This window comes from Clostridium sp. AF37-5, from assembly GCF_003477605.1.
Taxonomy (GTDB): domain Bacteria; phylum Bacillota; class Clostridia; order Lachnospirales; family Lachnospiraceae; genus Eubacterium_F.
This window is the reverse complement of record NZ_QUDR01000018.1, coordinates 24,969-46,108: the sequence shown is the minus strand read 5'-3', so window position 1 is coordinate 46,108 and position 21,140 is coordinate 24,969. Positions and strand designations below refer to the sequence as shown.

Below are 21,140 nucleotides of genomic sequence, written 5' to 3'. Positions count from 1 at the left end.
ACTTAATAGTTGGGCTTTTTCTTTATAATATGATTTTTGTCTTGCTTTCAAACAGACATATTATAAATATCAAAATAATAAAAGGAGGTTTTTTATGAAAAAAGAAATTTATGAAGAACTTACAAGGATAGGAGAACGGCGATTAGCAAAAATGGGTGCAAATTTTTCCGATTATTTGCAAGTGGAGCCGGGAGAAATTCTTTTGTCTAAAAAAAGAATTCTTCCCCCTCAATGCATTAGAGGCGTTTCTGAACTCGGAATTGCGTATCATTTGTTCGAACTTCCAAACCGCAATAATATTGAGCGTCTAATAAAAAAAAACAGAAGAAGCTTATAACTGCCGTGTATATCACGTTGTTGTATCAAAGACAGCTTTTAGCACATTGGCAGATTTATTGTTTGTGTCGGAAGAAGATTTACCGGAAAATGAGGCAACGCCTATGTATATAAACAATGATGTTTGTTATGTTTTGTCTAATTGCTGTAATCTTACAACCGGAGAACAGGAAATCGGCGAAATTGGAGTAATAGTAGACACTTATGGCGGAATTGTTCGCTGTCAATAAAAATTTATTTTAATCAAGGAGGCAATTCGTTATGAAATTTTACAAAGACCGAAAAGAAGATATTGGTTCGTCAGATGTAGCCGCTTTGGCACTTATAGGACCAAAACCAAAAGAAGGACTTCGTGCACAGATTCTTAATTTTGGCGAAGATGGTTGTTACAGTGCGTACATTGTAGACGACCCGGAAGTTGAGATTCCAAATCATTATAAGAAAATAACCGAATTTTGTAAATGGATGGAAGTTTATGATGATGATGGATTGTGTAAAAAATATTACGCAGAAAAAATTAACGTGTATCGAGCAGGCGAGTATGGATGTATTATCCAACTGCTGCCGGAATAGGAGGTAATTATGGCTAAGATTATGAATTTTCAGATGAAGAATATTAAAACTTTAACCGGAAGAAAAGGATATGGCTGCACAGCCAGTCTTTACTTAGATGGGAAACGTATTGGTACTTATGCGGATTATGCAGATGGTGGTCCGGAAGATGTTGAATATATTTCCAAAGAAGCAGAAGAAGCGATGATGAAAACCATTATCGCCTATGCAAAAAAAGTCCCGAACAAATTTGTTATAAATTTGTATCAGAAACGTCCAGAGCAATACAAAAAAGAATGTGAATGGTTTCGTAAAACCCATCCATATATTCCAGAAGAGGACATCACCAAGGAGACTATGGCGTCCAATTCCATTGTATATATCGTCTCTGGTTTTCTTAAATTGTATGATGCAGAAAGGCAGTTTAAGAAATTTTCAAAAAAAGGGTATATCGCAATCAGTGTAGAAGGAAATCAAATCTTTGCCTATCCGCCTAATTACTCAAAGGAGCAGGTTATGGCAGAGGCAGGCAATGGGAATGTGTATTTCTCGCTCGATGATTTTAACATTATGCAGGAGGTATGAATATGAAAGATGGATGGCATATACTAAAAGGCTATGAAGTATACGTAGAAAACAACATGGTAATGTATGGCATCAAAGAAGACCATAACGGAGAAAGCGTAACCGCTTACCCATATCGTTGTAACACAACATATGGAGGCTGTGACAATGTGAGCGGAGAAGTTAAAGCAGATACTTTTCGAAGGTCAGGCTTATATAGCTTACAGTAAAAACATCTCGCCCGTGGGTTATCTCATGGGCGAGTATGGAAAGGAAGAACAATAATGAAAGATGCAAAGAAAAAGTTTTACAACGCAGATGAAATATCTGATGCAATAGAATTTCTTAAAACAGAAAATAAAAGAGACAGAATGATATGTCGCCTGTCAACATGCGAAAAAAATGTCAAGGCTGCTAAAATAAAGAAACTGAAATATAGAGCAATGGCTATATACGCACTTAAAAAATTAAAATTAGGAGATGAAGAATGAGTAGATTTATTATTTTTCAAACAAACGCGGAATATTATTCCGCCCCATGGGAGATAGCAAAAAACAATTACTCATTAGATGATTACCGGGCGGTGTACTGCGAAGTAATCATTGATGAAATTCAATATCGTAAAGAAATAACATTAACAAATCAGGATGATTTAGCGATATTAGAAGATGTAGCTGCCCGATTTAGTAAACCACAAAATCGAAGCGGACATACATTATCTGTCAGTGATGTTGTTGCTATTGAACGAAAAATTGGCACTCGATTTTACTATCGAGATATATCCGGTTGGAAAGAGATTAAAAAATAGGAGAAATAAATATGAGATTAAAAAGACTAAAAAAGACCACAAAAGTGAAAATCAATAACGAAGGAGAATATTTACTCCTAATGCAGTTGGCAGAGAAAGCTGGTTATATATGGGCTGGGTCTCTTACTGAGCCGACTTATTTTAATGATACGAAAGAGTATCGTTGTCAATCAAAAACAATTACATTATCGTCAACGCCACCAATGCTGACAACTGCCGTTGGGACAATGACGAGGACACCAATGTGTTCAATAAGCCTAGAAGAGACAGTCCCACTCAAAAAAGTAATAAAATTTGAAGTCGGTGACAAAGTACGAGTCCGGGAAGGAATAATTAAGAAACTCAAAGAGGAAAAATCACTTCTAACAAAAATAGCAATTCCAGAGTTGAAAAAATATGTAAATAAAGAATACATTATAGAAGATAGCTTCTCTTTTGATTCGAAAAGATATTATTATCTTGAAGGATGTAAGGATATTTTTTATCCTAAAAAATGGCTTGAACCAATACTTCCTTCCGTTCCGAAAGAAGAAACTGCTGCCGGAAAGGAGGAATAAATATGGCGAAAATAATTTTGAGTCAGGCCGCGCAGACTGGAATTCAGAATGTAGCAGAGAAGAAGATGAATGAAAGTGATATTTATCGAAAGTTAGTTGAAGAGGCTGATAGGAAAATAGAAGAAAGTAGACATCGGTATGCAACAGCATATAAAAAGGCGGCGACATATTTAGCACAGTAGCAATATACACTATACCAGCAAGCACTGGATATGGGTGTCCACAGAAACTGTTGCCGAGAAGGAGGAATGAACATGAAAATTATTTCGTATAACCTAGAATTGGATGAAGAGAGAAAACCAATGCTTGTAAAGGATTTCATGTGTGATTATAATGTAATGCATCCGGACCCAGAGAGCATCTATAAAATGATGAGCGAAGTTTTTCATGCGGACCGGCTCGCGGAAGAACGAGCATGGCTTATCTCCATGAACACTAAATTAGAACCAAAGGGGATATTTGAAGTAAGCCATGGAAAAATAAACCAATCTTTAATCGGAATACAGGAAATTTTTACCAGATTATTACTATCCGGAGGAAATCATTTTGTAATCGTACATAATCATCCAAGCGGTAATCCAATTCCGTCCAATGCTGATTATGAAATAACCAATCGACTTATTGAAGCCGGGAAAGTTATGGATATTAAGTTAGAAGACCATATTGTAATTGGAGACAATTCACATCCATATTTTTCAATGAGAGAACATGAACCAAATATTTTTTCATAATAAAAAGAAAGAGACCGATAGGATAATTCCTACGGTCTTTTTTCTTGAAAAGATTTATGAAATTCTTCTTCCGTTAGAAAAAGCATAATATTCTTTCGTGATACTATAAAATAAGAATCTTTTCTTGTTAATTCCCATTTTTGACTCGGATGTAGACTTATAACAACTTTTGAATCGTCCGATGTAATCAACTCAATTTTTATCGGTTTTACAAACATAATATTCCCTTTCTTTTGCTAATTGTTATCGTATATCGGCATCTTAACATACTTCATCAAACATTTCAAGAAAGCTTATTTCAAAAAAACGCTCATAATATGATTTCCGTTTTAATTCAAAACAGACATATTAGATATATAAGGAGAACACAATAACGGAGAGCACATTGCTAAAAAAGAGAAAGGAAGGATATTATTATGTTAAAAAAAGTAAAGAAGACAATTTTATTTAGCGTCACTGCTATTTGCCTTATGATGTGCGGTGCTTCTATGGTATCTGCAAAAGAGTGTACCTGTGAACAATGTCAAAATCAAAGCGCTTTAATCACCGCCGGCCCAACGGCAACGCCGGATATTCTTAAAGAAGCGGAGGAAAAAGCATATAAGCGCTTTAAGAAAGAACAGAAGAAAAAAAAGGAAAAAGAAGCAGAAGAAGATAGACACAATTTGTCTATATTAATTATTATAATATTTTTAATTGTAGCAATATTTGTTGTTTTTTGGTCTGCAATTTTTTATTGATAACAAATAAGGAGGAATTGATATGTTTCCAGTAGAAAAATTAACTAATATTGTAAACCAGTTGCAGCATAAAAGTGTAACAACTGATTATTTTGCTTGTTTGTCGCTAATCCTGCAATTGATTGGATTGGTTATTGGACCGGTACTTATTGTTACCGGATTTTATGTCGGCCTATATTTAATCAAAAAGAAGCTTATCAGCACTTTGGATAAAGATGCTCCGATAAATGTGGAATTCAAATATTCATCATGCAAAAAGAGCCCAGAAAAATGGTATATTGATGGCGTTACTTGTTTAGGGCATCCAAAACAAAAAATGCTTAATGCCGTTATATACATATATTGGGGACTTGTTATTGCTTCTGCATTATTACTGATTTCCCCATTTCTCTTTATAAATCGTTTTATATGCATTATTGTTAGTGTACTTTCAATTATCATATTAATTTATTTTGTGTCTTATTTTTTGGCTCATAAACTTGAAGGTGAAGGCGAGCCATTATTTACGAATACTCGCGCTCAAAGATATAAAGACACAATTAATTGTATGAGTAATGTATACATTAATAACCACCTATCACTAAAAAGACGAATGATTTCGAAAGAAGATATGCCGACTCTTAAAAAAGAAATAGAAGAATGGATTGGGAAAGTTCGATACTAGGAGGACTTAAATATGAAAAAGACATTATTTTTAGCATTGCTTTTATGTACTGTATTAGGTGCAACTATTCCAATGTCAGCAAAAGCATGTTGTTGTTGCAATGATAATCACCAAAATTATGACACCGCTTATCCATCTGCAACCGCAGACCCTATTCAGCAGGCAGAAGAACAGGGGTATCAAAAGGCACAAGAAGATTACCACAAGGAAGCAGGGTTTCAGGAATGGAGAGCTGAAAAGGCGCACCATAATTCACACAAATTAAATGCACCTACATGGAATTTGCCGGGAATTATATATGCAATTGTTGGAATTATTTGCATTTTTATAGGGGTTAAGATTCTTTATTGGTTTTTTGAGGCGGAAAGTTTAAAAAAGCCAATGATTGGCTGGGGCCTTTGCATAGTTGGTACGCTTTGTGTTTTTCATGCGTTAATTGAATTGCAAATATTATTGTAGAGAATAGAAGATTTGTTAAGGAGTTGAATATAGTAATTTGGCGGAGTCAAGGCAAGTAGGTGTCTTTTACAATAAGTGTGGTTCGACTCCACCACTTCGCATTAAGCCTAAGCGCTAGGATGACAAACTAGTTTTCAAGAAAGCACTGCACACGTGTGGAATAAAAGCACAGGCGAAGTTAAGGTAACAGATATAGAAAGTCAGTATAAGTCCAAAGATATGTCTATGATATATTTGCATCTGGTGAGTATGTTGGAAAGCCGACCTTAATTAAAGACTTAGGCTAAAGTTGAGGTTGAAAACGAAACTATGGTTGCATATTGGAAAATGAGCTAGGAGGACTTAGATATGGATTTAGGAATGATATTTTTTATAATTGGAATTATTTTAGTAATAGCTGGAATTATAGCTCTTTGTATCGGTGCAGATGTGGAGGAATTTACGTTTTTGAGCCTTGTCTTTATTGGACCAGCTGTATTTTATATTATTCTTTATGCGTTAATTAATTTGTAAATAATAACTTAAAAGTAAATTACAAAGGCTGCCGTAATTACGCGGCAGTTTCTTCTGTTTATTAATTAAGAAGTTTGGTTAACAGACATATTAAATGTATCTAAAACCAATAAATGGAGTATGCAATTGAAAAGGAGGAAATCAATAACCGTTATAAATTAAACAAATATGAAAAAATGTTAAAAGGAGGTTTTTTATGCATTTAGTAAAAAAAATTAATTTGTCAAAACTCTATCCGGATTGTCCAGTTAAGGAAGTGTATATGTATGGAGAAGCTTCTGCTGAAGCAAATCTTGCTATGCAGGAACCGTTAAAGAAACTGTATAAGTATGAAAATCAAAAAAATACTCAATGGATTTCAGTAAGGGACCGACTGCCCGATAAAGCAGGAACATATCTTGTATTGGGCGAAAGTGGTGGAGCAACAGTTGCGCCATGGTATGAGCCAAATGAGTACCGGGAAAAAGGTCACTTTGGTGGAAAGAAAAAAGGAAGTTATGTTAAATATTGGATGCCGAGACCGGCAGTTCCAAACGAAAAAGGAGAGTAAATATGGGAAGAAATAGTTTTTATTGGACTGGAAAAAGTCAAAGAGCAAAAGAAGCAGCAGAACATGAAGAGCAGATGAGAAAATATTATTCAGAAAATATTTCTCGTGTGGCGATGGAAACAAAAATCTATTCGGAAAACTTTGTATTTGATGATGCTGTAAGCAAAAGCGATAAGTGCGAAATTATTGTCGAACCCATAGATAGCGTTAGCGCCATCATGGAATATAGCGCGCCGAGTCCTACCGCTGTTCTTAATTTTGCATCTTATAAGTATCCGGGTGGCGGCTTTTTACAGGGAAGCCGTGCGCAGGAAGAATGTTTGTGCCATAAGTCTACGCTGTTCAATGTGTTGAGTAAATTTGAGGACAATTACTACGCAGAAAACAGAAAGGACTTAAATGGTGGATTGTATCGTAATAAAGCTTTGTATTCGCCCAATGTATATTTCCGCGGATATAGCGCAAGATTTTGTGATGTAATTACATGCGCAGCGCCGAATTATTCTGTTGCACAGAGATATGGATGCGCAACAAAGGAAGAAAATAGCAAAGCGCTAAAGAGCCGTATTGAGTTCGTTTTAAACATTGCGAAGGAAAATGAAGTCGAAAATTTAATTTTAGGAGCTTTTGGATGTGGAGTTTTTGGACAAGATGCAGCAGAAGTGGCTCAGGTATTTAAGGATAATTTAGAAAACAAATTTAAAAATGTATTTCACAAGGTCATTTTTGCTATTCCGCAAGGAAAAGACGGCAATTATGAGAAATTTAAAGAAGTATGGCGGCAGAACATGAAGAACAAAAATCAAAAATATAACAAAAAATAGTATAGAAACGACAAAATTTAAGGAGGTTTTATTATGAATAATAAAGGATATAAAGCATTTAATCCAGATTTTACCTGTAACGGTAAACAGTACGAAGAAAATACAATATATGAAGAAAATGGGAGTGAGATATGTAAAGCCGGTGTAATGCACTACTGTGAAAATCCGTTTGACGTATTAAATTATTATCCTCTTGTAAACGAGAGTGGCGAGATTTCGGAATTTGCAGAAGTTGAACCGTTAGGAAAAATTTTTAGAGAAGAAAACAAAAGTGCAACTAATAAACTCCACATTAAAGCAAAATTAGGTTTAAAAGAATTTATTAAGGCTTGCATAAATTTTACTTTGGAAAAGACGATTGAGGAAAACGAAAACAATGCAGAAAATGACAATGGTAATAATTTCGCACAGATTGGTAGTAACGGAAAATTTGCACAGATTGGTAGTAGCGGAAATTACGCAAAGATTGGCAGTAGTGGAAGTCACGCAAAGATTGGCAGTAATGGAGATTCCGCACAGATTGGTAGTAGTGGAAGTTTCGCGCAGATTGGTAGTAGTGGAAATTCCGCACAGATTGGTAGTAACGGTCATTTCGCAAAGATTGGTAGTAGTGGAGATTCCGCGCGGATTGGCAGTAGTGGAAATTTCACAAAGATTGGTAGTAGCGGAAATTCCGCACAGATTGGCAGTCGTGGAGATTCCGCACGGATTGGCAGTAGTGGAGATTTCGCAAAGATTACATCAGAGGGCTATCATTCTGTTGTTATGGCGGCAGGGTATAGCTCTATTGCAAGAGCTAAAAAGGGTAGCTGGATAACTCTTGCTGAATGGAATGAAAAAGATGGTCATACTTGGACCCCTAAATGTGTTAAGACGGAATATGTAGACGGAGAACGCATCAAAGAAGATACATTTTACAAGTTGGTAGATGGAGAATTTACTGAATACTAATACTTTCAAAAATCAAGGAGGAATTATTATGAGTCAGATTTTTATTTATCAGATAGACGCGGATTATGCTTTCCTCCCATAGAGGTTAGAAAAGGTCAACGAAAATGATGAGATTGTATTGGATAAACTTTTTATGCGATTCAATCAAAGCAAACCGGTTGATTACAACGTGCATTCTGTATCTATGGGCGATGCGGTTGCTATCCAAAGAAAGAATGGGACAAAATGGTATTACTATGATTCTTATGGATGGAAGTTGTTTTTGCTATTCCACAGGGAAAAGATGGCAATTATGAGAAATTTAAAGAAATATTTTAATTAAAAATAATATAAAATAGGAGGTCAACAAATGGGTGCTTGTAACATAGAAGGAACATATGTTTCTACGGATTGGAAAACAGGAATTGAAGAAGTGCAAAAAGCATATACGGAAGAATATGGCTATCAAGAAGGCTATAGTGGAGGTCCTAATTGTGTAAGTTTTACATATAAAGGCGATTTTACTTCTCTCCCAAAGCTTTCTTTGCGAAAGTATATTCATGAAAGAATGGATGTGTTAGGTAAAAGAGAGGGGGAAATTGTTAAAATTGGCAACGTAGGTTATTCTATACGTCAAGCTAAAATAAAAGACAATGGCGCGACACCATCTTTTTTACAAAGATATTTGTATAAGGTCAAAAAACCATCTGTATTGTTAAAATTCAGCTTAAATTGCTTTACCGTAATTGCCGAAGGGTCAGTTCGAGATATGAAAGCTCTGGCTTGTGAAGAATTAAGAAAGGCAAAATATGTGGGCTCTTATTACATTGTGAAAAAAGACAAGTATTGGAAGTGTATTGGAGAGCAAAAAATTCAAAAAAGGACTCAAAGAAAGACCAATGACAAAATCATGGTACTGGAAATGGCTCGTTATGAATATTATGGATGGGCTCCGGAGTAAAAAAATATATTTAATTGCATTTGTAAACCACCAGTCAGCAAAAGATTGGTGGTTTTTCTTGTTATTCTTAAAACAGACATATTAAATATATCTTAGAAAAAATAGGAGTAAATAAAACCAAATAACAAGGAGGACTTAAAATGAATGAAAATGAAATTAGAGTACCAGTAAATGACGGCTATTTAGTCGCCAGAAGAAATGCGGACCCTAATTATGATGGGATTCACATTGTATTTGAAACAAAAGATGGTGTCTCTATTGACATCACATCTGTCGAATGTAAATCAGAAACAGACAAAAAGAAAATCGACATTTATACATATGCAAATGTGTATACAAAAGATTTTACTAGTAAGAACAGTATTAAGGTAGATGAAATTCAAAAAATGCTTGCAGAAAAAGGAGAGAAATAATATGGAAATGGAAATTGAATTTACAAAAAGTGAAGTAATGGATATTATCACGCATCTTGTTATGACAGGAGAAGGAGAAGAGGGAAGAGGTTTAAACGCTCATTGCCCGCATCCGGTCGCCCAATCGGAAATTAATTTTAGAGGAAAAAGAGTGATTTTTTCGTTCAATCCGGAACAGGGAGATTCAATAGAAATGGATGATATTACGATTCCGGTATCCGGAACTGAGGATATTTGGAAGACAATTCAAAATAATATAATGTCTTCCGAATGGATTATTGGAATTTGTAACTCTGAAGCCGATGGCGGTGCAAAGCTTTATCGTTTTAAGGGAACAAAAGAAGAAACAAAAAGAGAGCTGTTTCGCTTGATTTTAGAGGATGTGCAAACGGCATTTCTTGCCGTAGAAACTCGTGACTACGGGACGGAATCATTTGAAGAAATCAGCGAAGATAATGAAACTGGAGAACTTTATGGTTATAGTGTTTTTCATGATTATCACATTGATTATTCTGCCAAAAAGTTTTCCTGTATTAAGGAAGTTTAGAATTGAACAGGGGGAAAATTTAATTAAAGATTATTAAGTAATATAATATGGAATTATAGAGGAAAGAGGTCGAGATAATGAGTTATAAGGTTTTAGATGTTTGTCGTTTTGTTATTAATTATAGTAACGAGCGTGATTATGGAATTTCTAATTTGAAACTTCAAAAAGTGCTTTATTTTATTCAAGCATATTTTTTGATAAAAAAGAAAGACCATTCTGCTTGTTTTGATGAGAAGATTGAAGCATGGGATTTTGGACCCGTTGTTCCAGAAGCGTATTATGAATATAAGCAATATGGAAGTGGAGACATACCTACAATCAAGTCATATATCATGTTTAATGAAAAGGATATATGGAATGCTAAAAGAATCAAGTTTGAGGATACTATTATTGCAGATGAGGACAAAAGCCTTATAGAAAGAGTTGTAGATAAATTTGCAGATTATTCGGCAACAAATCTTGTGTCATTAACTTATAGACAGTCACCATGGATTGATGCTTATGTTCCATATCAGAATAACGAGATTACAATTAAAGCGATAAGGGAGTACTTTAATGGTTGATGATAAGTTAGATATATTGCTCCGGACGACATACAAAAATGAAATTAGAGCAATCAAAAAAATTCAATAATACCAAATATATTGATTATACAGCCAAAAAATTTTATTGTATTAAGGAAGTTTAGAATTAGACAGGAGGAAATTATTATGAGTTTACAATTAACAAAAACAGAAAAACAATTGTTGAATCAAGAATTTGAAGGGACGGAATGGTGCCCTCATTGTAACAGAGAGACAGATTTTAAATATAATCCAATGAAGAACGAATATATAACATGTACAAATTGTGGGATGAAAATACATCCTTGCAGCTTATGTGATGGTAATGATTGTAATAATTGTGAGGATGAAATTAAAACATCATTACTGCAATGGGCATAATTATGATATGAGGAGAAGTTTTACATGAATGAAGTAGCTAAAAAAATGAGAGATGTATTACCACAATTAATTGAAGAACTTAATGCTACTCCTAATAATGATTTTTACAATGAGCTTGTTTCAGAAGGAGTAGAATTTGAACCATTAAAAGAATATAACGGAGATATTATTCAAATTGACCGTCTTATTGAATTTTTGCCAACAGAATATTGGTCGTGGGATGGGACAAAGAAAATTTATTTAGATGATATATCCGCTGCTATTCAGAAAGCTCTGCCAGAAATATCTAGCCCATATGGAGATACATGGAAGTATCCTGTAACAGAACACAAATCAAGAGAATGGCATATAGGAAGGATTATCTACTTTATCAATCATCCAGATGAAATAAAGGATATTGAAATTGATAACGAGTGTAATGGAGGTTATATTCTTCCTCGTCCTATTATTGTGGATGGATGGCATAGGTACGCAGCAGCAAGATGGTTATATAGTCAGGGCAAGCTAATTAAAATTCATTGTAAGTATGGAGGTAGAATAGATATACTTGAATATTTACAAGGCAAAACAAACAGTTTTAATTATGAATCTGTATAGAAAAACAGGAGGAAACTATTATGAAGTATGCAAACAAATTAACAGATGATGAATTGAAAGAGCTTTATCGCTTATTCACTGATTCAGATGCAACAATTAAGAACTTGACCATTACAAGAGATGAGTATTCGATTAGCCTTGAAGGGTATATAGAAATACCAGAATTTGAGGAAGAATTGCTAAAAGAAGACCCAAATGCAACAATTGTTGTTGACGATGATTATGAAATCACAGATTATGATGTCAAAGTATATCATCATTCCGGTGATTGCACATTAGACTACAGAAAATGGATGTATAAAAAATTTGGAGATGAATACGCAAGAGAATATCTTTTTCAAAATTATCTTTAAGGAAATAGGAGGAATGCATATGAAAGCAAAGGCAAAGCATGATGTAAAAGTATTAATGGAGGATAATCGGTTTAGCAATTTTGTAAAAGGCAATGAATACAGATGTATGAAGCGTGGCGAAGATATGATACTTATTGATGAAGATAAGTGTGGGTATGTAACCGATATGAAAACATTTAATAAGGATTTTAATTTAATCATGATTTAGAAAGGAGTAATAATTAAATGAGAGACATATTAACAGAAGAGATAAAGCAAAAGGCGTTAAAATTTTTAAAAAGAGAAATTAGTCAGAAAGAATTAAGACTATATCCCTATATTGATTATTCAATAAAAAATGGTTGTCAAGGCTGGAGTTACAATAAGATGGATTCTGAGGAAATAGATATTTTAGGCACATTATTTAATGAAGGCCATTTAGTTTATTCACCAGAAAAAGTAATTGTAACTAAAAAGTTTTATGATTTTATGCAGGAGATTCTTGCATTAAGTTATGTTGAATTTCTTTCTGATGATAATGTGAAAAGAAAGGAGCAATAATGTTTAGGAAAAAAGCAAAATGGATTTACTGGCGAGAACCTACCTTAATAGTAAAATGTAAATGTTCTAAATGCCATAAATCATATGGCTGTATGGATACACCATATTGCCCGAATTGTGGAAGAAAAATGACTGGCTTTAAAAAGAATCAGGAAATTTAAATATTGTTATTTGGAAAAGGCTCGGTTTTTAACCGGGTCTTTTTTATATGTAAAAGGATACAGACATATTAAATATATCTTAAAAAACATTAGGAGGTGGAGCATGATTAAAAATTTATTTCATGTAGGGCAAAAAGTAGAATGCCGATTGGACGAAAAATTCTATTCCGGCACAGTAACAGAAGTGCATGATGACCATATCATTGTGGATGTTCCGGAAGTGTCAGACCATTGTTGGTTTGAAGAAAATTTTAACATCGGCTGTGTATATCCATAGGAGGTTGTTATTATGAGTAAATATTTTTTCACTAGTTTAGATTTTGTAACCATAGTAAAAAAGCAATACATGAGAAATGATATTTGTATGAGCGAATTGCTTCGAATGCATGATGAACTAACCGTTTCTCAAAAAAGAGAATTGCTGCTATGGTCTGGTGATGACGAATTTATGCAAGTGACAGAAACCGGAGAACTTGTAAGAAAAGCATATGTGTAAAAGGAGGATTATTATGAATCAGATTATTATTATCACAAATGGTAATGTAAAAACATTACGCGGAGTAACAAAGATTCGTTTTCAAGCTGATAATGACGGCGATAAATATGTTGAGGTTTATCAGGGAAAAAAGAAAACCCGCTTCAATTCTAACAATATTGTTGGTTTTGAATGCAAAGCCGCGGATTGGTATTTAAGATAAGGAGGATTTGATATGCAATTATGTAGATTTGGATATGCAGAAAAGATTATGCCGGAAGCAGAATACGCAAATTTTAAAAAAGGTGATACGATTTGTGGAGCATTTGATTTCCCAAACACCATAAAATGTGTAGAAACATGGGACGAAAATGATTTCGCAACTTACACAGAATTTGTGGATAAGGCCAAAAAACTGGATGAAAAATTTTGTTCCGCAATTCATCAAGATGATGGAACTGTTAAAGTAAAAGAATGGTTTATTGAAGCTCTTGATGTTGATGAAAATGGAAACTTGTTAGAAAAATTTGGATTTGATTTTGCTGAAGGTCGTTATACAGTAGATTTTGGAACTGGAACCGGAAGTGAGACAGCTTATTCTTTAGAAGATGCAATGAAAAAAGCCGAAGCCGGCATTGCGTATACACAAAAAGATATACGCATTTTGGATGAAACAGAACGCTCCCCTTGGAGCACTGACCCAGAGCCGGTTGTTGCAATTCTTCCTTGGTATGGTGTTAAGGCAGGTGAAGATGACGAAGTTGTTCAAGGTTTTGGAGAATACGGATTTTATGGACCTTGGCAGAAATCAGACAATTAATACTTTTTGCTTTCACAAAAGCCATCATGATTTATCATGGTGGTTTTTTGTATGGAAAGAAAACAGACATATTAAAAATGATTTTATTAACAAGAAAGGAGAATATTATGGGAATACCAGAAGATTTTGAACACATTTTTTAAGAAGATTGAGTGTAACAAAAAATTTTAGAACAAACAGGAGAACGGATATGAGTAAAAATTCAGCAGAAAAAATCGTAGCAGCAAAAGTGGAAGAGGTTTTCGGAGACGAATTGCAGAGATTAAGAAAAACGGCATGTCCAATTATGTTATTGCAGAGATTGGTACACAAGATATGTGTATGTAATTCATGGGAAATCAGCAGAGAATCAAGAGAAAAAGCGTGTGACTTTTTATATGAAAAGTATATTAAAAAGGAATATCACGGTTGGCTTGGCGTTTGCTGCTAAAGGGAGGGCTTTTATGGAATCAAATTATGAAAATGGTTTTCGTGATGGTTATAATGCTGCTCGGACGTGGATTCCGGCAGTATTAAATCCATCGAAAAGTGGTTACTATCTAATCATCGAACACCGCAAGTCAAAAGGAGAATATTTGCCTAAGTTTGATGAAATTTACATAAGAAAAGCACGGTTTATTCAACCGGAAAAAATATGGTGTCTCGGAAAATACGTTGACTCAAAAGCAGAAGCTGATGTGACAAAAGAAGTATTGTTTTGGATGCCGCTGCCTCAATTACCTGACGATGCTCTCAATTTTCCGGAAGTTAAAAATTGTGATGATATTGAATCACAGAAAAACGCTCATGCAACAGAAATCGTAGAGTTGTTTGAGGGATTATTGGACGAAAAGGGCATTGATGTGCCGTGTTCAGATAAGGAAGAACAGGAACGCCGTTATGATGGCGGAAATGTTGCTAGGTTATACGGTATGGAATATTTTAACCTTGTTAGCGCAGTTCAAAATTTATTGTAATTCCATGAAGCCCCTTCGGGGGCTTTTTCTTTTGTTTATTTCTTAAAACAGACATATTAATACTATATTAAAAACAAGAGGAGTTGAAATTAAATAACAAAAAAGGAAAGGAGATATAGCTTATGAAAATATATTTTGAAGATTCCTGCCTAAGAACGCCAAAATTAGAGGAAGACTTTTATTATATTGTTGATGCAGCCAATGGTGTTTCGTCCAATATTGCTTTTCTTGATGAGTTATTAGAAAGGCAGAAAGATTGTGTTGTTTACACAAATTCCCTTATAGTATTTAGCAGTCGGTATGCATGGGATGCTGAAATTTATATCCGAAATAAGGATGGTGAATTTACTAATATTACGTCAGTGATTTCGAGATATTCAACAGAAGGGCTGAATCTTGCCAGACTGTATATTGCCGGAGAATTTATGGTTTAAGAAAAAGAAATGGAGGAAAATATATGAGCAAATTTATTTATATAAGTAATGTGAGAAAAGACAAAATTTTAAAAGCGATTCAAAACCATGAATGTTATGATTCATGGGGCGAAGTTCAGTATGGAAATGATGAACGAGCAGTTGAGTACAATATCTGTATTGATAATACGGCAACAAAAGAAACGATATATTGTAGCGCTTTTTATGGATTATTAAAAAATAAGGATGGTTGTTGGCAACATGATGATGACCAGGAATGGTACGAGTATGAAATTGATTTTGCGGACAATGATTGGGAAGCAAAGTTAAAAGAAGCTGCTAAAAAAGCCTATAAAGAATTATGTGAGGACTATATGAAAACAAAACAGTATTATATTGCAAGATATAACGAAAGATGGAAAGAATGTTTTGATGAAGTATCCAATGATGGGAGTAAAGACCCTAGATATGATGCATCAATATTGCTTGATGAAACTGCAAATACAGAAGAGGTTGTTGGATATTATCTTGTGTATCATGAAGAAAATCCCTTGAAAGATTGGTTAAATAATCTACATATCAAAGGGATTGATTTAATGAGCGAGCAAGATAAAGAAGTTACAAAGATTTTAAAAGAATTATTTAGAGGTGATAGAATGGCATTTTTTTGCAAAAGAAAGACTAGTAAATCTAAAAGAAAAAATGTTGGCTGTAAAGGCTGCAAGTATTATGAAAAAGTATTTTGGCGCGGCCATTGGTCGTGGAGATGCACATGTTGAGATAATTAAACAAAGAAATGGAGGAAATTAAAATGAATGAAGAACTGAAAAAAATAGCAAAGAAGTATAACTGGAAATTAGAAGTTTGGCATGGTGAATGCAAAGGTGTTTTATGCGGAGTGCAAAAAACGAATCAAGGCGAAGAACCACTTCCACTGTATAGATTTCCAGGTGGTATTTCTTTAGGATAGCAAGTAGTGAAACAATAATTTACTTAAAAGATTGGAGGAAATTATTATGAAATATAAATGGAAGTATGGAGAAAATGACAATCAAAAATACTATGATGTAACAGTCGGAAAAGATTATCTTTGTGTATTTGCAAATAAATGGAATCCTAATACTTGGCTTGGTTCGTATAATAGTATTTGCATTCATAACAAGACAAAAAATGATAGAGTAAGAAAAAAACAAGGTCTTGCAAAAGGTTGTCATCCATTAGAATTAAGAGAAGATTTTATGTTGTGTAGTGACAACCCAGAATACATGATGAAAAAAGTTGAATATTGTTATGCACATGGTCTTATGGAAATAAGTCAGTAAGAACATTAATTGATAGGCAAGCGGTGTAAACAAAGGCATGAAGAAGCAGTGATTTAGAAAGGATGAACAATATGACAAAATTTTGTATAAGCTTAAAAGAATTATTGGACAATGGAATTCAGTATCTTGAATTTGGAGGTTATATTAAACTTACAAATGAAGAAGATGGCTATTGTTGTTATGAATTGTATAAAGACGATAGTAATGAAGAAGAACTATTGTTAAGTGATGGTGAGCAATTATCATTTGGTAAATGGAAAACAGCCGAAAACGGAATCAAATATATAATTGGTACATCAGGATACGGAAAACAAGTATATTTAACAAAAAGAGAATTTAATATAGCGGTATTAATGATGGATTTAGGAGCAAAATTTAATTTGATTTGTAAGCCAATTCCAACATATGCATTAAGCGATGAAATCGGGATTGATATAGAAACAAGTTATATTTTGGATTTGACAGCCAAAAAGAACTACAAGATTGCAAATGAATATCTTAAAACAATATGTCCGGATTACAAGAAAATCAATAAGAAGTACATTGGAAACAAAGTTATTGTTGAGTTTTATCGTGATGGTTACGGTAAATGGTGGTTTTGCAATCATGGAACTATTAAACAGTATTTTAAAGCTGCGAGAGTGACTTTAGAAAGATACATGAAAGAATTATAGACTTAAAACGAATCGAAAGGAGCATAAAAATGAGTAATGCAGAAAAGAAGAACAAATTAAAAAAGAGGTATGACAAATTTATTAAAACAAAAGAAGGCGAAAAGTGGAAACATTTTTGGCAGAGCCAAACAGGTTCAGAAAGACGTGGGGATTTTGGCGATTATCTGTATGACTTTTATCCAGAAATGTTGCAGTAATTTTTTAAAAGATTGGAGGAAAATATTATGGCAGTATATCAATTAAATAGACCAAGTATTGATACAATTATTGATTATTGTAATGACCTTGCTGCAAATGAAAAATTAGAAGTGTTTGAATTTGGCAAGAATAATGATTTGGTTCTTCATATTTACAAAGACGAGGAATACGATGCGTCAAAAGACAAAGATTATTCTAATTTAGTCAGCATTAGCACTGCGAAAGATGGAAAATGGGTAGACGACACAGGAAATATCTATGTAACAGATGGTTCTTTGTGTAGGGAGTTAGAAAGAATCAACAGTTATGAAAAATTTTCCACATTATAACAAGATGAAACAATGATTTCTTAATTTGGAAAGAGAGGAAAATTATGGAATATATTTTAGATAAAATAAATTCTGAGATTGATTTCTATATTATACATGATAATAAAGGAAATACATATGAGTATCATTTAGATACAAAAGATGTGTTTGTTATCAATCGTTATGAAGGAGATGAAGGAGAAATTGCGAAAGATAATATTGTAAAAGAAATAAGGAATTTTTGTAATAGTTTGAAACGGTGATTTAGATAGGAGGAAGCTATATGAAACAGTATGTAATAAGCACAGCAACATTATTTGATGCATTAACAAGTTTTGATAAAGAAAAAGAATGTGCTTTCTTGGAGTATGGAGGATATATTGAAAAAGAAACTGATGGCGATATCGAATATTTTGACCTGGAAACCAGTAATGGTACTCCCTGTATGGATGGAGAAACTTGTGAGTTACTTGAAGAAACGGATGATTATGTTGTCTTACAAGAAGAATACGAACAGATTCCATTTAAATTATCAAGAAAGGAATTTGAAATTGCAGCTACCTTATGCGTTATATAAGTAGTGAAGAAATAGTTTTAGAATGGAGGATATAATATGGCAAAAATAACAGAAAAAGAAATGGAAGCAATTTTGCAGAATGAAATTCCATTAGACTTAGAAGTTGATAGTGGAATTCTTGAATTTCATAAATGTGGAAATGTAAGCCTTGGCGTAAGTTATGAACACGTTGGTTTAGGAACCCATTACGTTGGTTATATTTTCAATCTTTTTGTTAATGGAGAATATATCAATATTCCAAGTTTTTACAATAATATTTGTGATGCAACAAAAGTGTTAACAGAAGAATGGAATAGATGGCAATGAATCGATGATTTTAAGATTGGAGGAAAACATGGAAGAATATTATATTAATGAAAAAAGTATTAGATATTGTTATCCATATGAAACAGACAAAAAAGTAACTGATTATGGTGTTTTAGCAGAATATATAGGAAAAAAGTTTTCCAGAAAAGAAATGGATAAAATAATTGCAGAAATGATATTAAGACATCCGTATATAGACAGCTCAATGAGGCTGTATTTGGATGTTATGAGAAATCAATCATATTATCATATGTTAGTCTTTCATAATTATAATTATAACAAACAAGAAAAAGGCAACGAAAGTATTAAATATGAGACAGAATGTATTGAAAATAATTGAATAAAAAACACATTTTGATTGGAGGATAATATTATGACAGAAATTAGAATTGATAACACCGGAAATGGCACGGATTATTTATATACTCAAAGTGCTATGTGGAGAGATTATATTGACTGTGAAAATTTTGATGAAGAAGTTGTATTGACTGGAAATCGGGATTATAACAATTTCACAGAGGCATCATGGTATCAAAGAACAAAAGAAGTTTTGGATGATATTGATGCTTGGGGTGAATATCCGGAAGATTTATCCGATGAAACAAATGCAAAACTTAAAGAATTGTATGAGAATTGCAGATGCACAGAGGATATTTTTATGGCTACACTTCGTATATTATATCCGAAAGATACATTTACTACCGGCACTATCCGGAGTGCTTGCCAGCGTGAATGGCAAAATTATATTATTAAAGGAGATGTTGATGTAAAGCTGCTTGAAGCTTTTTATTTCAACAGAGTGTCTTGTGTTACAATTATTACAGATACAGAATCTTTTAGTGATGTAATTGCAGATGACGTTTTGTGGAAGGCATCACAGTCCGGTCTGGAAGAATATTGCAGAAAAGAGTATGATATTCCGCCCGATGAAGAACTTCATATTTATCAGGCAGATGGCTACATACAAACTTTTAACTGGAAAAAAGTATGCTAATTTTGTTATTTAATAAGGCTCTCTTCGGAGAGTCTTTTTTTATGCGCCTATCTGACAGACATATTAATAGTATCAATAAAACAATACGGAGACGTAAAAATCAAGGAGGTATGAATATGAAAAGATTTGAACTGCCGGCAATCGGCGATGCAAGAAAAAGTTTTTACAACAAAGCTATTGTAACGGAATACGACAACGGAGATGTGGAATTAATGAGTTACGCTACAACCGTTTGCCGAATTCGAAATGGTAAATTTGAGAAACTGTGGGATAAGTATAGCGCAACTACAATGCGCCATATTAACGCATTTCTGAGATTCTATGATATTCCCGGCGGCGGTAAGACTTGGTGGAAATCTTTAAGTATGGCAAGCTAATTTAAGGAGGACAATATTATGACAGAAACTAAAATCAGAGAAAAAATCACAAGTAACCCCATTGGAAAAGGGGCATTAATTGGCTTTGAAAATTGTATTACTCCGGTTGCTTTTTATAAGGCGTCAGATGGTTATTACATTTACAAAGCTGACCGTCCAATGACATTTGAAAATATGCTTTGCCATAGTAAAAGTGTAGAAGGATTGGTACAGTTCATGCAGGGAGCCCTTTGGTTCCGGCTTAACGGAAAGGAGAATTAATATGTATAAAAGAAAAACAAAGGATTGCTATGCAATCGAAGGAAATTGTGGCTATGGATGGGATATTGAAGTTAACTGTGAAGACCTTGCAGATGCAAAAATGCAGTTAAAGACATACAGAGAGAATGTAACATATCCTGTTCGAATCAGAAAATGGAGAGAAAAAATTCCCGCTTAGAGAATTAAGGAGGTAAAAAAATGAGTAATTACAAATTATATACCGGTTTTTTGGCCGGAGAAATGACAAAAGAAGATGAAAAAAGTCTTATTGTAATTATTACCAAATGGAAAAATGATGCAAAAGATTCTGAAGATGGGCGTAAAACATTTTATTTTAAAACAACTCATCGTGCTCAGGATATTTTATTCCTGGAGGAAAAAATTTATGATGAAGCGTGGTGCGAATCGCTTTATGATACTTACCCGGGAAATACCAGACTCACAATTGAAAGGGGGGTTAAATTATGTTAGAAATTAAGATTAAAACAAGCGGAGCTGCATATGATGACGGTGATGGACTTACATTTGCCGGACGCTGTGAATTACAGAGAAATCTTACCGAAATTTCAAGAGACCTTGCTGATGGTCGTAATAATGGTAACATTATGGACATCAACGGTAATAAAGTCGGTAAGTGGTTTGTAGATTAAGAGGAAGTTATATGATAATTTTAAAAGCAGGAGCCAAAAGTGTAATAAATTATGATTATAGGAGG

The 21,140-nt window shown here is 33.7% G+C and carries 50 protein-coding genes; all 50 read left to right on the top strand.

The annotated features are described in order from the left end of the window. Positions 1-94: 94 nt before the first annotated feature. The 50 genes from DW019_RS11315 (at position 95) to DW019_RS11095 (ending at position 21,075) form a co-directional block, all read left to right on the top strand. Positions 95-337 (top strand): hypothetical protein, encoded by a 243-nt coding sequence (locus tag DW019_RS11315; protein ID WP_118443447.1) that lies wholly within the window; start codon positions 95-97, stop codon positions 335-337. A gap of 103 nt (positions 338-440) precedes the next feature. Continuing rightward, positions 441-566, top strand: coding sequence for a hypothetical protein (locus tag DW019_RS15680; protein ID WP_279217652.1), 126 nt, complete (start codon positions 441-443; stop codon positions 564-566). Positions 567-597: 31 nt separating this feature from the next. Further along, a complete protein-coding gene (locus tag DW019_RS11310; protein WP_118443446.1) occupies positions 598-909 on the top strand; it encodes a hypothetical protein in 312 nt (103 codons plus the stop codon). 9 nt (positions 910-918) lie between these two features. Continuing rightward, positions 919-1,473: a hypothetical protein gene (locus DW019_RS11305; RefSeq protein WP_118443445.1), complete on the top strand. Its 555-nt coding sequence runs from the start codon at positions 919-921 to the stop codon at positions 1,471-1,473. Positions 1,474-1,475: 2 nt separating this feature from the next. After that, positions 1,476-1,682: a hypothetical protein gene (locus tag DW019_RS11300; protein ID WP_118443444.1), complete on the top strand. Its 207-nt coding sequence runs from the start codon at positions 1,476-1,478 to the stop codon at positions 1,680-1,682. Between the two features lie 54 nt (positions 1,683-1,736). Then, entirely contained in the window at positions 1,737-1,943 is a 207-nt protein-coding gene (locus DW019_RS11295) for a hypothetical protein (protein ID WP_118443443.1), read from the top strand. After that, on the top strand, positions 1,940-2,260 hold the full coding sequence (locus DW019_RS11290) for a YodL domain-containing protein (RefSeq protein WP_118443442.1): 321 nt from the start codon (positions 1,940-1,942) through the stop codon (positions 2,258-2,260). Before DW019_RS11295 ends, DW019_RS11290 begins: the two co-directional genes overlap by 4 nt. An 11-nt stretch (positions 2,261-2,271) precedes the next feature. Then, positions 2,272-2,817 (top strand): hypothetical protein, encoded by a 546-nt coding sequence (locus tag DW019_RS11285; RefSeq protein ID WP_118443441.1) that lies wholly within the window; start codon positions 2,272-2,274, stop codon positions 2,815-2,817. A gap of 2 nt (positions 2,818-2,819) precedes the next feature. Then, the gene (locus DW019_RS11280; RefSeq protein ID WP_118443440.1) at positions 2,820-2,999 is read left to right on the top strand and encodes a hypothetical protein; all 180 of its coding nucleotides are present in this window, start codon (positions 2,820-2,822) and stop codon (positions 2,997-2,999) included. A 72-nt stretch (positions 3,000-3,071) separates the two neighbouring features. After that, positions 3,072-3,548: a JAB domain-containing protein gene (locus DW019_RS11275; protein WP_182431113.1), complete on the top strand. Its 477-nt coding sequence runs from the start codon at positions 3,072-3,074 to the stop codon at positions 3,546-3,548. A 416-nt stretch (positions 3,549-3,964) separates the two neighbouring features. Continuing rightward, a complete protein-coding gene (locus tag DW019_RS11265; protein WP_118443437.1) occupies positions 3,965-4,288 on the top strand; it encodes a hypothetical protein in 324 nt (107 codons plus the stop codon). Between the two features lie 22 nt (positions 4,289-4,310). Next, entirely contained in the window at positions 4,311-4,952 is a 642-nt protein-coding gene (locus DW019_RS11260) for a hypothetical protein (RefSeq protein WP_118443436.1), read from the top strand. Positions 4,953-4,964: 12 nt separating this feature from the next. Beyond that, positions 4,965-5,411, top strand: coding sequence for a hypothetical protein (locus tag DW019_RS11255; protein ID WP_118443435.1), 447 nt, complete (start codon positions 4,965-4,967; stop codon positions 5,409-5,411). A gap of 348 nt (positions 5,412-5,759) precedes the next feature. Further along, entirely contained in the window at positions 5,760-5,924 is a 165-nt protein-coding gene (locus DW019_RS15135; RefSeq protein WP_182431112.1) for a hypothetical protein, read from the top strand. Positions 5,925-6,120: 196 nt separating this feature from the next. Beyond that, on the top strand, positions 6,121-6,474 hold the full coding sequence (locus DW019_RS11250) for a DUF551 domain-containing protein (protein ID WP_118443434.1): 354 nt from the start codon (positions 6,121-6,123) through the stop codon (positions 6,472-6,474). Positions 6,475-6,476: 2 nt separating this feature from the next. Next, positions 6,477-7,298: a TIGR02452 family protein gene (locus tag DW019_RS11245; protein ID WP_118443433.1), complete on the top strand. Its 822-nt coding sequence runs from the start codon at positions 6,477-6,479 to the stop codon at positions 7,296-7,298. A 33-nt stretch (positions 7,299-7,331) separates the two neighbouring features. After that, on the top strand, positions 7,332-8,249 hold the full coding sequence (locus DW019_RS11240) for a hypothetical protein (RefSeq protein ID WP_118443432.1): 918 nt from the start codon (positions 7,332-7,334) through the stop codon (positions 8,247-8,249). 118 nt (positions 8,250-8,367) lie between these two features. After that, positions 8,368-8,571 (top strand): YodL domain-containing protein, encoded by a 204-nt coding sequence (locus DW019_RS11235; RefSeq protein ID WP_279217651.1) that lies wholly within the window; start codon positions 8,368-8,370, stop codon positions 8,569-8,571. A gap of 90 nt (positions 8,572-8,661) precedes the next feature. After that, positions 8,662-9,189, top strand: coding sequence for a hypothetical protein (locus tag DW019_RS11230; protein ID WP_147353027.1), 528 nt, complete (start codon positions 8,662-8,664; stop codon positions 9,187-9,189). Between the two features lie 140 nt (positions 9,190-9,329). After that, complete coding sequence (locus DW019_RS11225; RefSeq protein WP_118443429.1) at positions 9,330-9,602, top strand: hypothetical protein; 273 nt, start codon at positions 9,330-9,332, stop codon at positions 9,600-9,602. Between the two features lies 1 nt (position 9,603). Then, positions 9,604-10,149 (top strand): hypothetical protein, encoded by a 546-nt coding sequence (locus DW019_RS11220; RefSeq protein WP_118443428.1) that lies wholly within the window; start codon positions 9,604-9,606, stop codon positions 10,147-10,149. Positions 10,150-10,226: 77 nt separating this feature from the next. After that, entirely contained in the window at positions 10,227-10,712 is a 486-nt protein-coding gene (locus DW019_RS11215; RefSeq protein WP_207663931.1) for a type II toxin-antitoxin system antitoxin SocA domain-containing protein, read from the top strand. A gap of 147 nt (positions 10,713-10,859) precedes the next feature. Continuing rightward, on the top strand, positions 10,860-11,093 hold the full coding sequence (locus DW019_RS11210; RefSeq protein WP_118443426.1) for a hypothetical protein: 234 nt from the start codon (positions 10,860-10,862) through the stop codon (positions 11,091-11,093). Between the two features lie 24 nt (positions 11,094-11,117). Then, positions 11,118-11,690 carry a hypothetical protein gene (locus DW019_RS11205; protein ID WP_118443425.1) on the top strand — a complete coding sequence of 191 codons (573 nt, stop codon included), beginning with the start codon at positions 11,118-11,120 and terminating at the stop codon, positions 11,688-11,690. 20 nt (positions 11,691-11,710) lie between these two features. Next, positions 11,711-12,043, top strand: a complete 333-nt coding sequence (locus DW019_RS11200) for a hypothetical protein (RefSeq protein WP_118443424.1) — start codon at positions 11,711-11,713, stop codon at positions 12,041-12,043. 19 nt (positions 12,044-12,062) lie between these two features. Then, a complete protein-coding gene (locus DW019_RS11195) occupies positions 12,063-12,251 on the top strand; it encodes a hypothetical protein (RefSeq protein WP_118443423.1) in 189 nt (62 codons plus the stop codon). Between the two features lie 17 nt (positions 12,252-12,268). Beyond that, positions 12,269-12,583, top strand: a complete 315-nt coding sequence (locus DW019_RS11190; protein WP_118443422.1) for a hypothetical protein — start codon at positions 12,269-12,271, stop codon at positions 12,581-12,583. A 264-nt stretch (positions 12,584-12,847) separates the two neighbouring features. Beyond that, positions 12,848-13,021, top strand: a complete 174-nt coding sequence (locus tag DW019_RS15130) for a hypothetical protein (RefSeq protein ID WP_182431111.1) — start codon at positions 12,848-12,850, stop codon at positions 13,019-13,021. Between the two features lie 12 nt (positions 13,022-13,033). Beyond that, positions 13,034-13,240 carry a hypothetical protein gene (locus tag DW019_RS11185; RefSeq protein ID WP_118443421.1) on the top strand — a complete coding sequence of 69 codons (207 nt, stop codon included), beginning with the start codon at positions 13,034-13,036 and terminating at the stop codon, positions 13,238-13,240. A gap of 13 nt (positions 13,241-13,253) precedes the next feature. Then, positions 13,254-13,442: a hypothetical protein gene (locus DW019_RS11180; RefSeq protein ID WP_118443420.1), complete on the top strand. Its 189-nt coding sequence runs from the start codon at positions 13,254-13,256 to the stop codon at positions 13,440-13,442. A 12-nt stretch (positions 13,443-13,454) separates the two neighbouring features. Continuing rightward, a complete protein-coding gene (locus DW019_RS11175; protein ID WP_118443419.1) occupies positions 13,455-14,039 on the top strand; it encodes a hypothetical protein in 585 nt (194 codons plus the stop codon). A 190-nt stretch (positions 14,040-14,229) separates the two neighbouring features. Further along, positions 14,230-14,469 carry a hypothetical protein gene (locus DW019_RS11170; protein ID WP_118443418.1) on the top strand — a complete coding sequence of 80 codons (240 nt, stop codon included), beginning with the start codon at positions 14,230-14,232 and terminating at the stop codon, positions 14,467-14,469. Positions 14,470-14,482: 13 nt separating this feature from the next. Continuing rightward, on the top strand, positions 14,483-14,995 hold the full coding sequence (locus DW019_RS11165; protein WP_118443417.1) for a hypothetical protein: 513 nt from the start codon (positions 14,483-14,485) through the stop codon (positions 14,993-14,995). 122 nt (positions 14,996-15,117) lie between these two features. After that, positions 15,118-15,429 carry a hypothetical protein gene (locus DW019_RS11160; protein ID WP_118443416.1) on the top strand — a complete coding sequence of 104 codons (312 nt, stop codon included), beginning with the start codon at positions 15,118-15,120 and terminating at the stop codon, positions 15,427-15,429. Positions 15,430-15,452: 23 nt separating this feature from the next. Further along, positions 15,453-16,187 (top strand): hypothetical protein, encoded by a 735-nt coding sequence (locus DW019_RS11155; protein ID WP_118443415.1) that lies wholly within the window; start codon positions 15,453-15,455, stop codon positions 16,185-16,187. Positions 16,188-16,219: 32 nt separating this feature from the next. After that, positions 16,220-16,378, top strand: coding sequence for a hypothetical protein (locus DW019_RS15125; RefSeq protein ID WP_182431110.1), 159 nt, complete (start codon positions 16,220-16,222; stop codon positions 16,376-16,378). A 46-nt stretch (positions 16,379-16,424) separates the two neighbouring features. Continuing rightward, a complete protein-coding gene (locus tag DW019_RS11150) occupies positions 16,425-16,730 on the top strand; it encodes a hypothetical protein (RefSeq protein ID WP_118443414.1) in 306 nt (101 codons plus the stop codon). Positions 16,731-16,801: 71 nt separating this feature from the next. Next, a complete protein-coding gene (locus DW019_RS11145; protein WP_118443413.1) occupies positions 16,802-17,404 on the top strand; it encodes a hypothetical protein in 603 nt (200 codons plus the stop codon). Between the two features lie 29 nt (positions 17,405-17,433). After that, on the top strand, positions 17,434-17,601 hold the full coding sequence (locus DW019_RS15120; RefSeq protein WP_182431109.1) for a hypothetical protein: 168 nt from the start codon (positions 17,434-17,436) through the stop codon (positions 17,599-17,601). Positions 17,602-17,628: 27 nt separating this feature from the next. Continuing rightward, positions 17,629-17,931: a hypothetical protein gene (locus DW019_RS11140; RefSeq protein ID WP_118443412.1), complete on the top strand. Its 303-nt coding sequence runs from the start codon at positions 17,629-17,631 to the stop codon at positions 17,929-17,931. A gap of 44 nt (positions 17,932-17,975) precedes the next feature. Then, on the top strand, positions 17,976-18,173 hold the full coding sequence (locus DW019_RS11135) for a hypothetical protein (protein ID WP_118443411.1): 198 nt from the start codon (positions 17,976-17,978) through the stop codon (positions 18,171-18,173). Positions 18,174-18,193: 20 nt separating this feature from the next. Continuing rightward, positions 18,194-18,487 (top strand): hypothetical protein, encoded by a 294-nt coding sequence (locus DW019_RS11130; RefSeq protein ID WP_118443410.1) that lies wholly within the window; start codon positions 18,194-18,196, stop codon positions 18,485-18,487. A gap of 36 nt (positions 18,488-18,523) precedes the next feature. After that, complete coding sequence (locus tag DW019_RS11125; RefSeq protein WP_118443409.1) at positions 18,524-18,793, top strand: hypothetical protein; 270 nt, start codon at positions 18,524-18,526, stop codon at positions 18,791-18,793. 28 nt (positions 18,794-18,821) lie between these two features. After that, entirely contained in the window at positions 18,822-19,133 is a 312-nt protein-coding gene (locus DW019_RS11120) for a hypothetical protein (RefSeq protein WP_118443408.1), read from the top strand. Between the two features lie 33 nt (positions 19,134-19,166). Then, positions 19,167-19,787, top strand: a complete 621-nt coding sequence (locus DW019_RS11115) for a hypothetical protein (RefSeq protein ID WP_118443407.1) — start codon at positions 19,167-19,169, stop codon at positions 19,785-19,787. Between the two features lie 116 nt (positions 19,788-19,903). Next, complete coding sequence (locus DW019_RS11110; protein WP_118443406.1) at positions 19,904-20,164, top strand: hypothetical protein; 261 nt, start codon at positions 19,904-19,906, stop codon at positions 20,162-20,164. Positions 20,165-20,182: 18 nt separating this feature from the next. Next, positions 20,183-20,425 (top strand): hypothetical protein, encoded by a 243-nt coding sequence (locus DW019_RS11105; RefSeq protein ID WP_118443405.1) that lies wholly within the window; start codon positions 20,183-20,185, stop codon positions 20,423-20,425. A 1-nt stretch (position 20,426) separates the two neighbouring features. Next, positions 20,427-20,603 carry a hypothetical protein gene (locus tag DW019_RS15115; protein ID WP_182431108.1) on the top strand — a complete coding sequence of 59 codons (177 nt, stop codon included), beginning with the start codon at positions 20,427-20,429 and terminating at the stop codon, positions 20,601-20,603. 20 nt (positions 20,604-20,623) lie between these two features. Then, positions 20,624-20,896: a hypothetical protein gene (locus tag DW019_RS11100; RefSeq protein WP_118443404.1), complete on the top strand. Its 273-nt coding sequence runs from the start codon at positions 20,624-20,626 to the stop codon at positions 20,894-20,896. Continuing rightward, positions 20,890-21,075: a hypothetical protein gene (locus DW019_RS11095; RefSeq protein WP_118443403.1), complete on the top strand. Its 186-nt coding sequence runs from the start codon at positions 20,890-20,892 to the stop codon at positions 21,073-21,075. Before DW019_RS11100 ends, DW019_RS11095 begins: the two co-directional genes overlap by 7 nt. Positions 21,076-21,140: the final 65 nt, after the last annotated feature.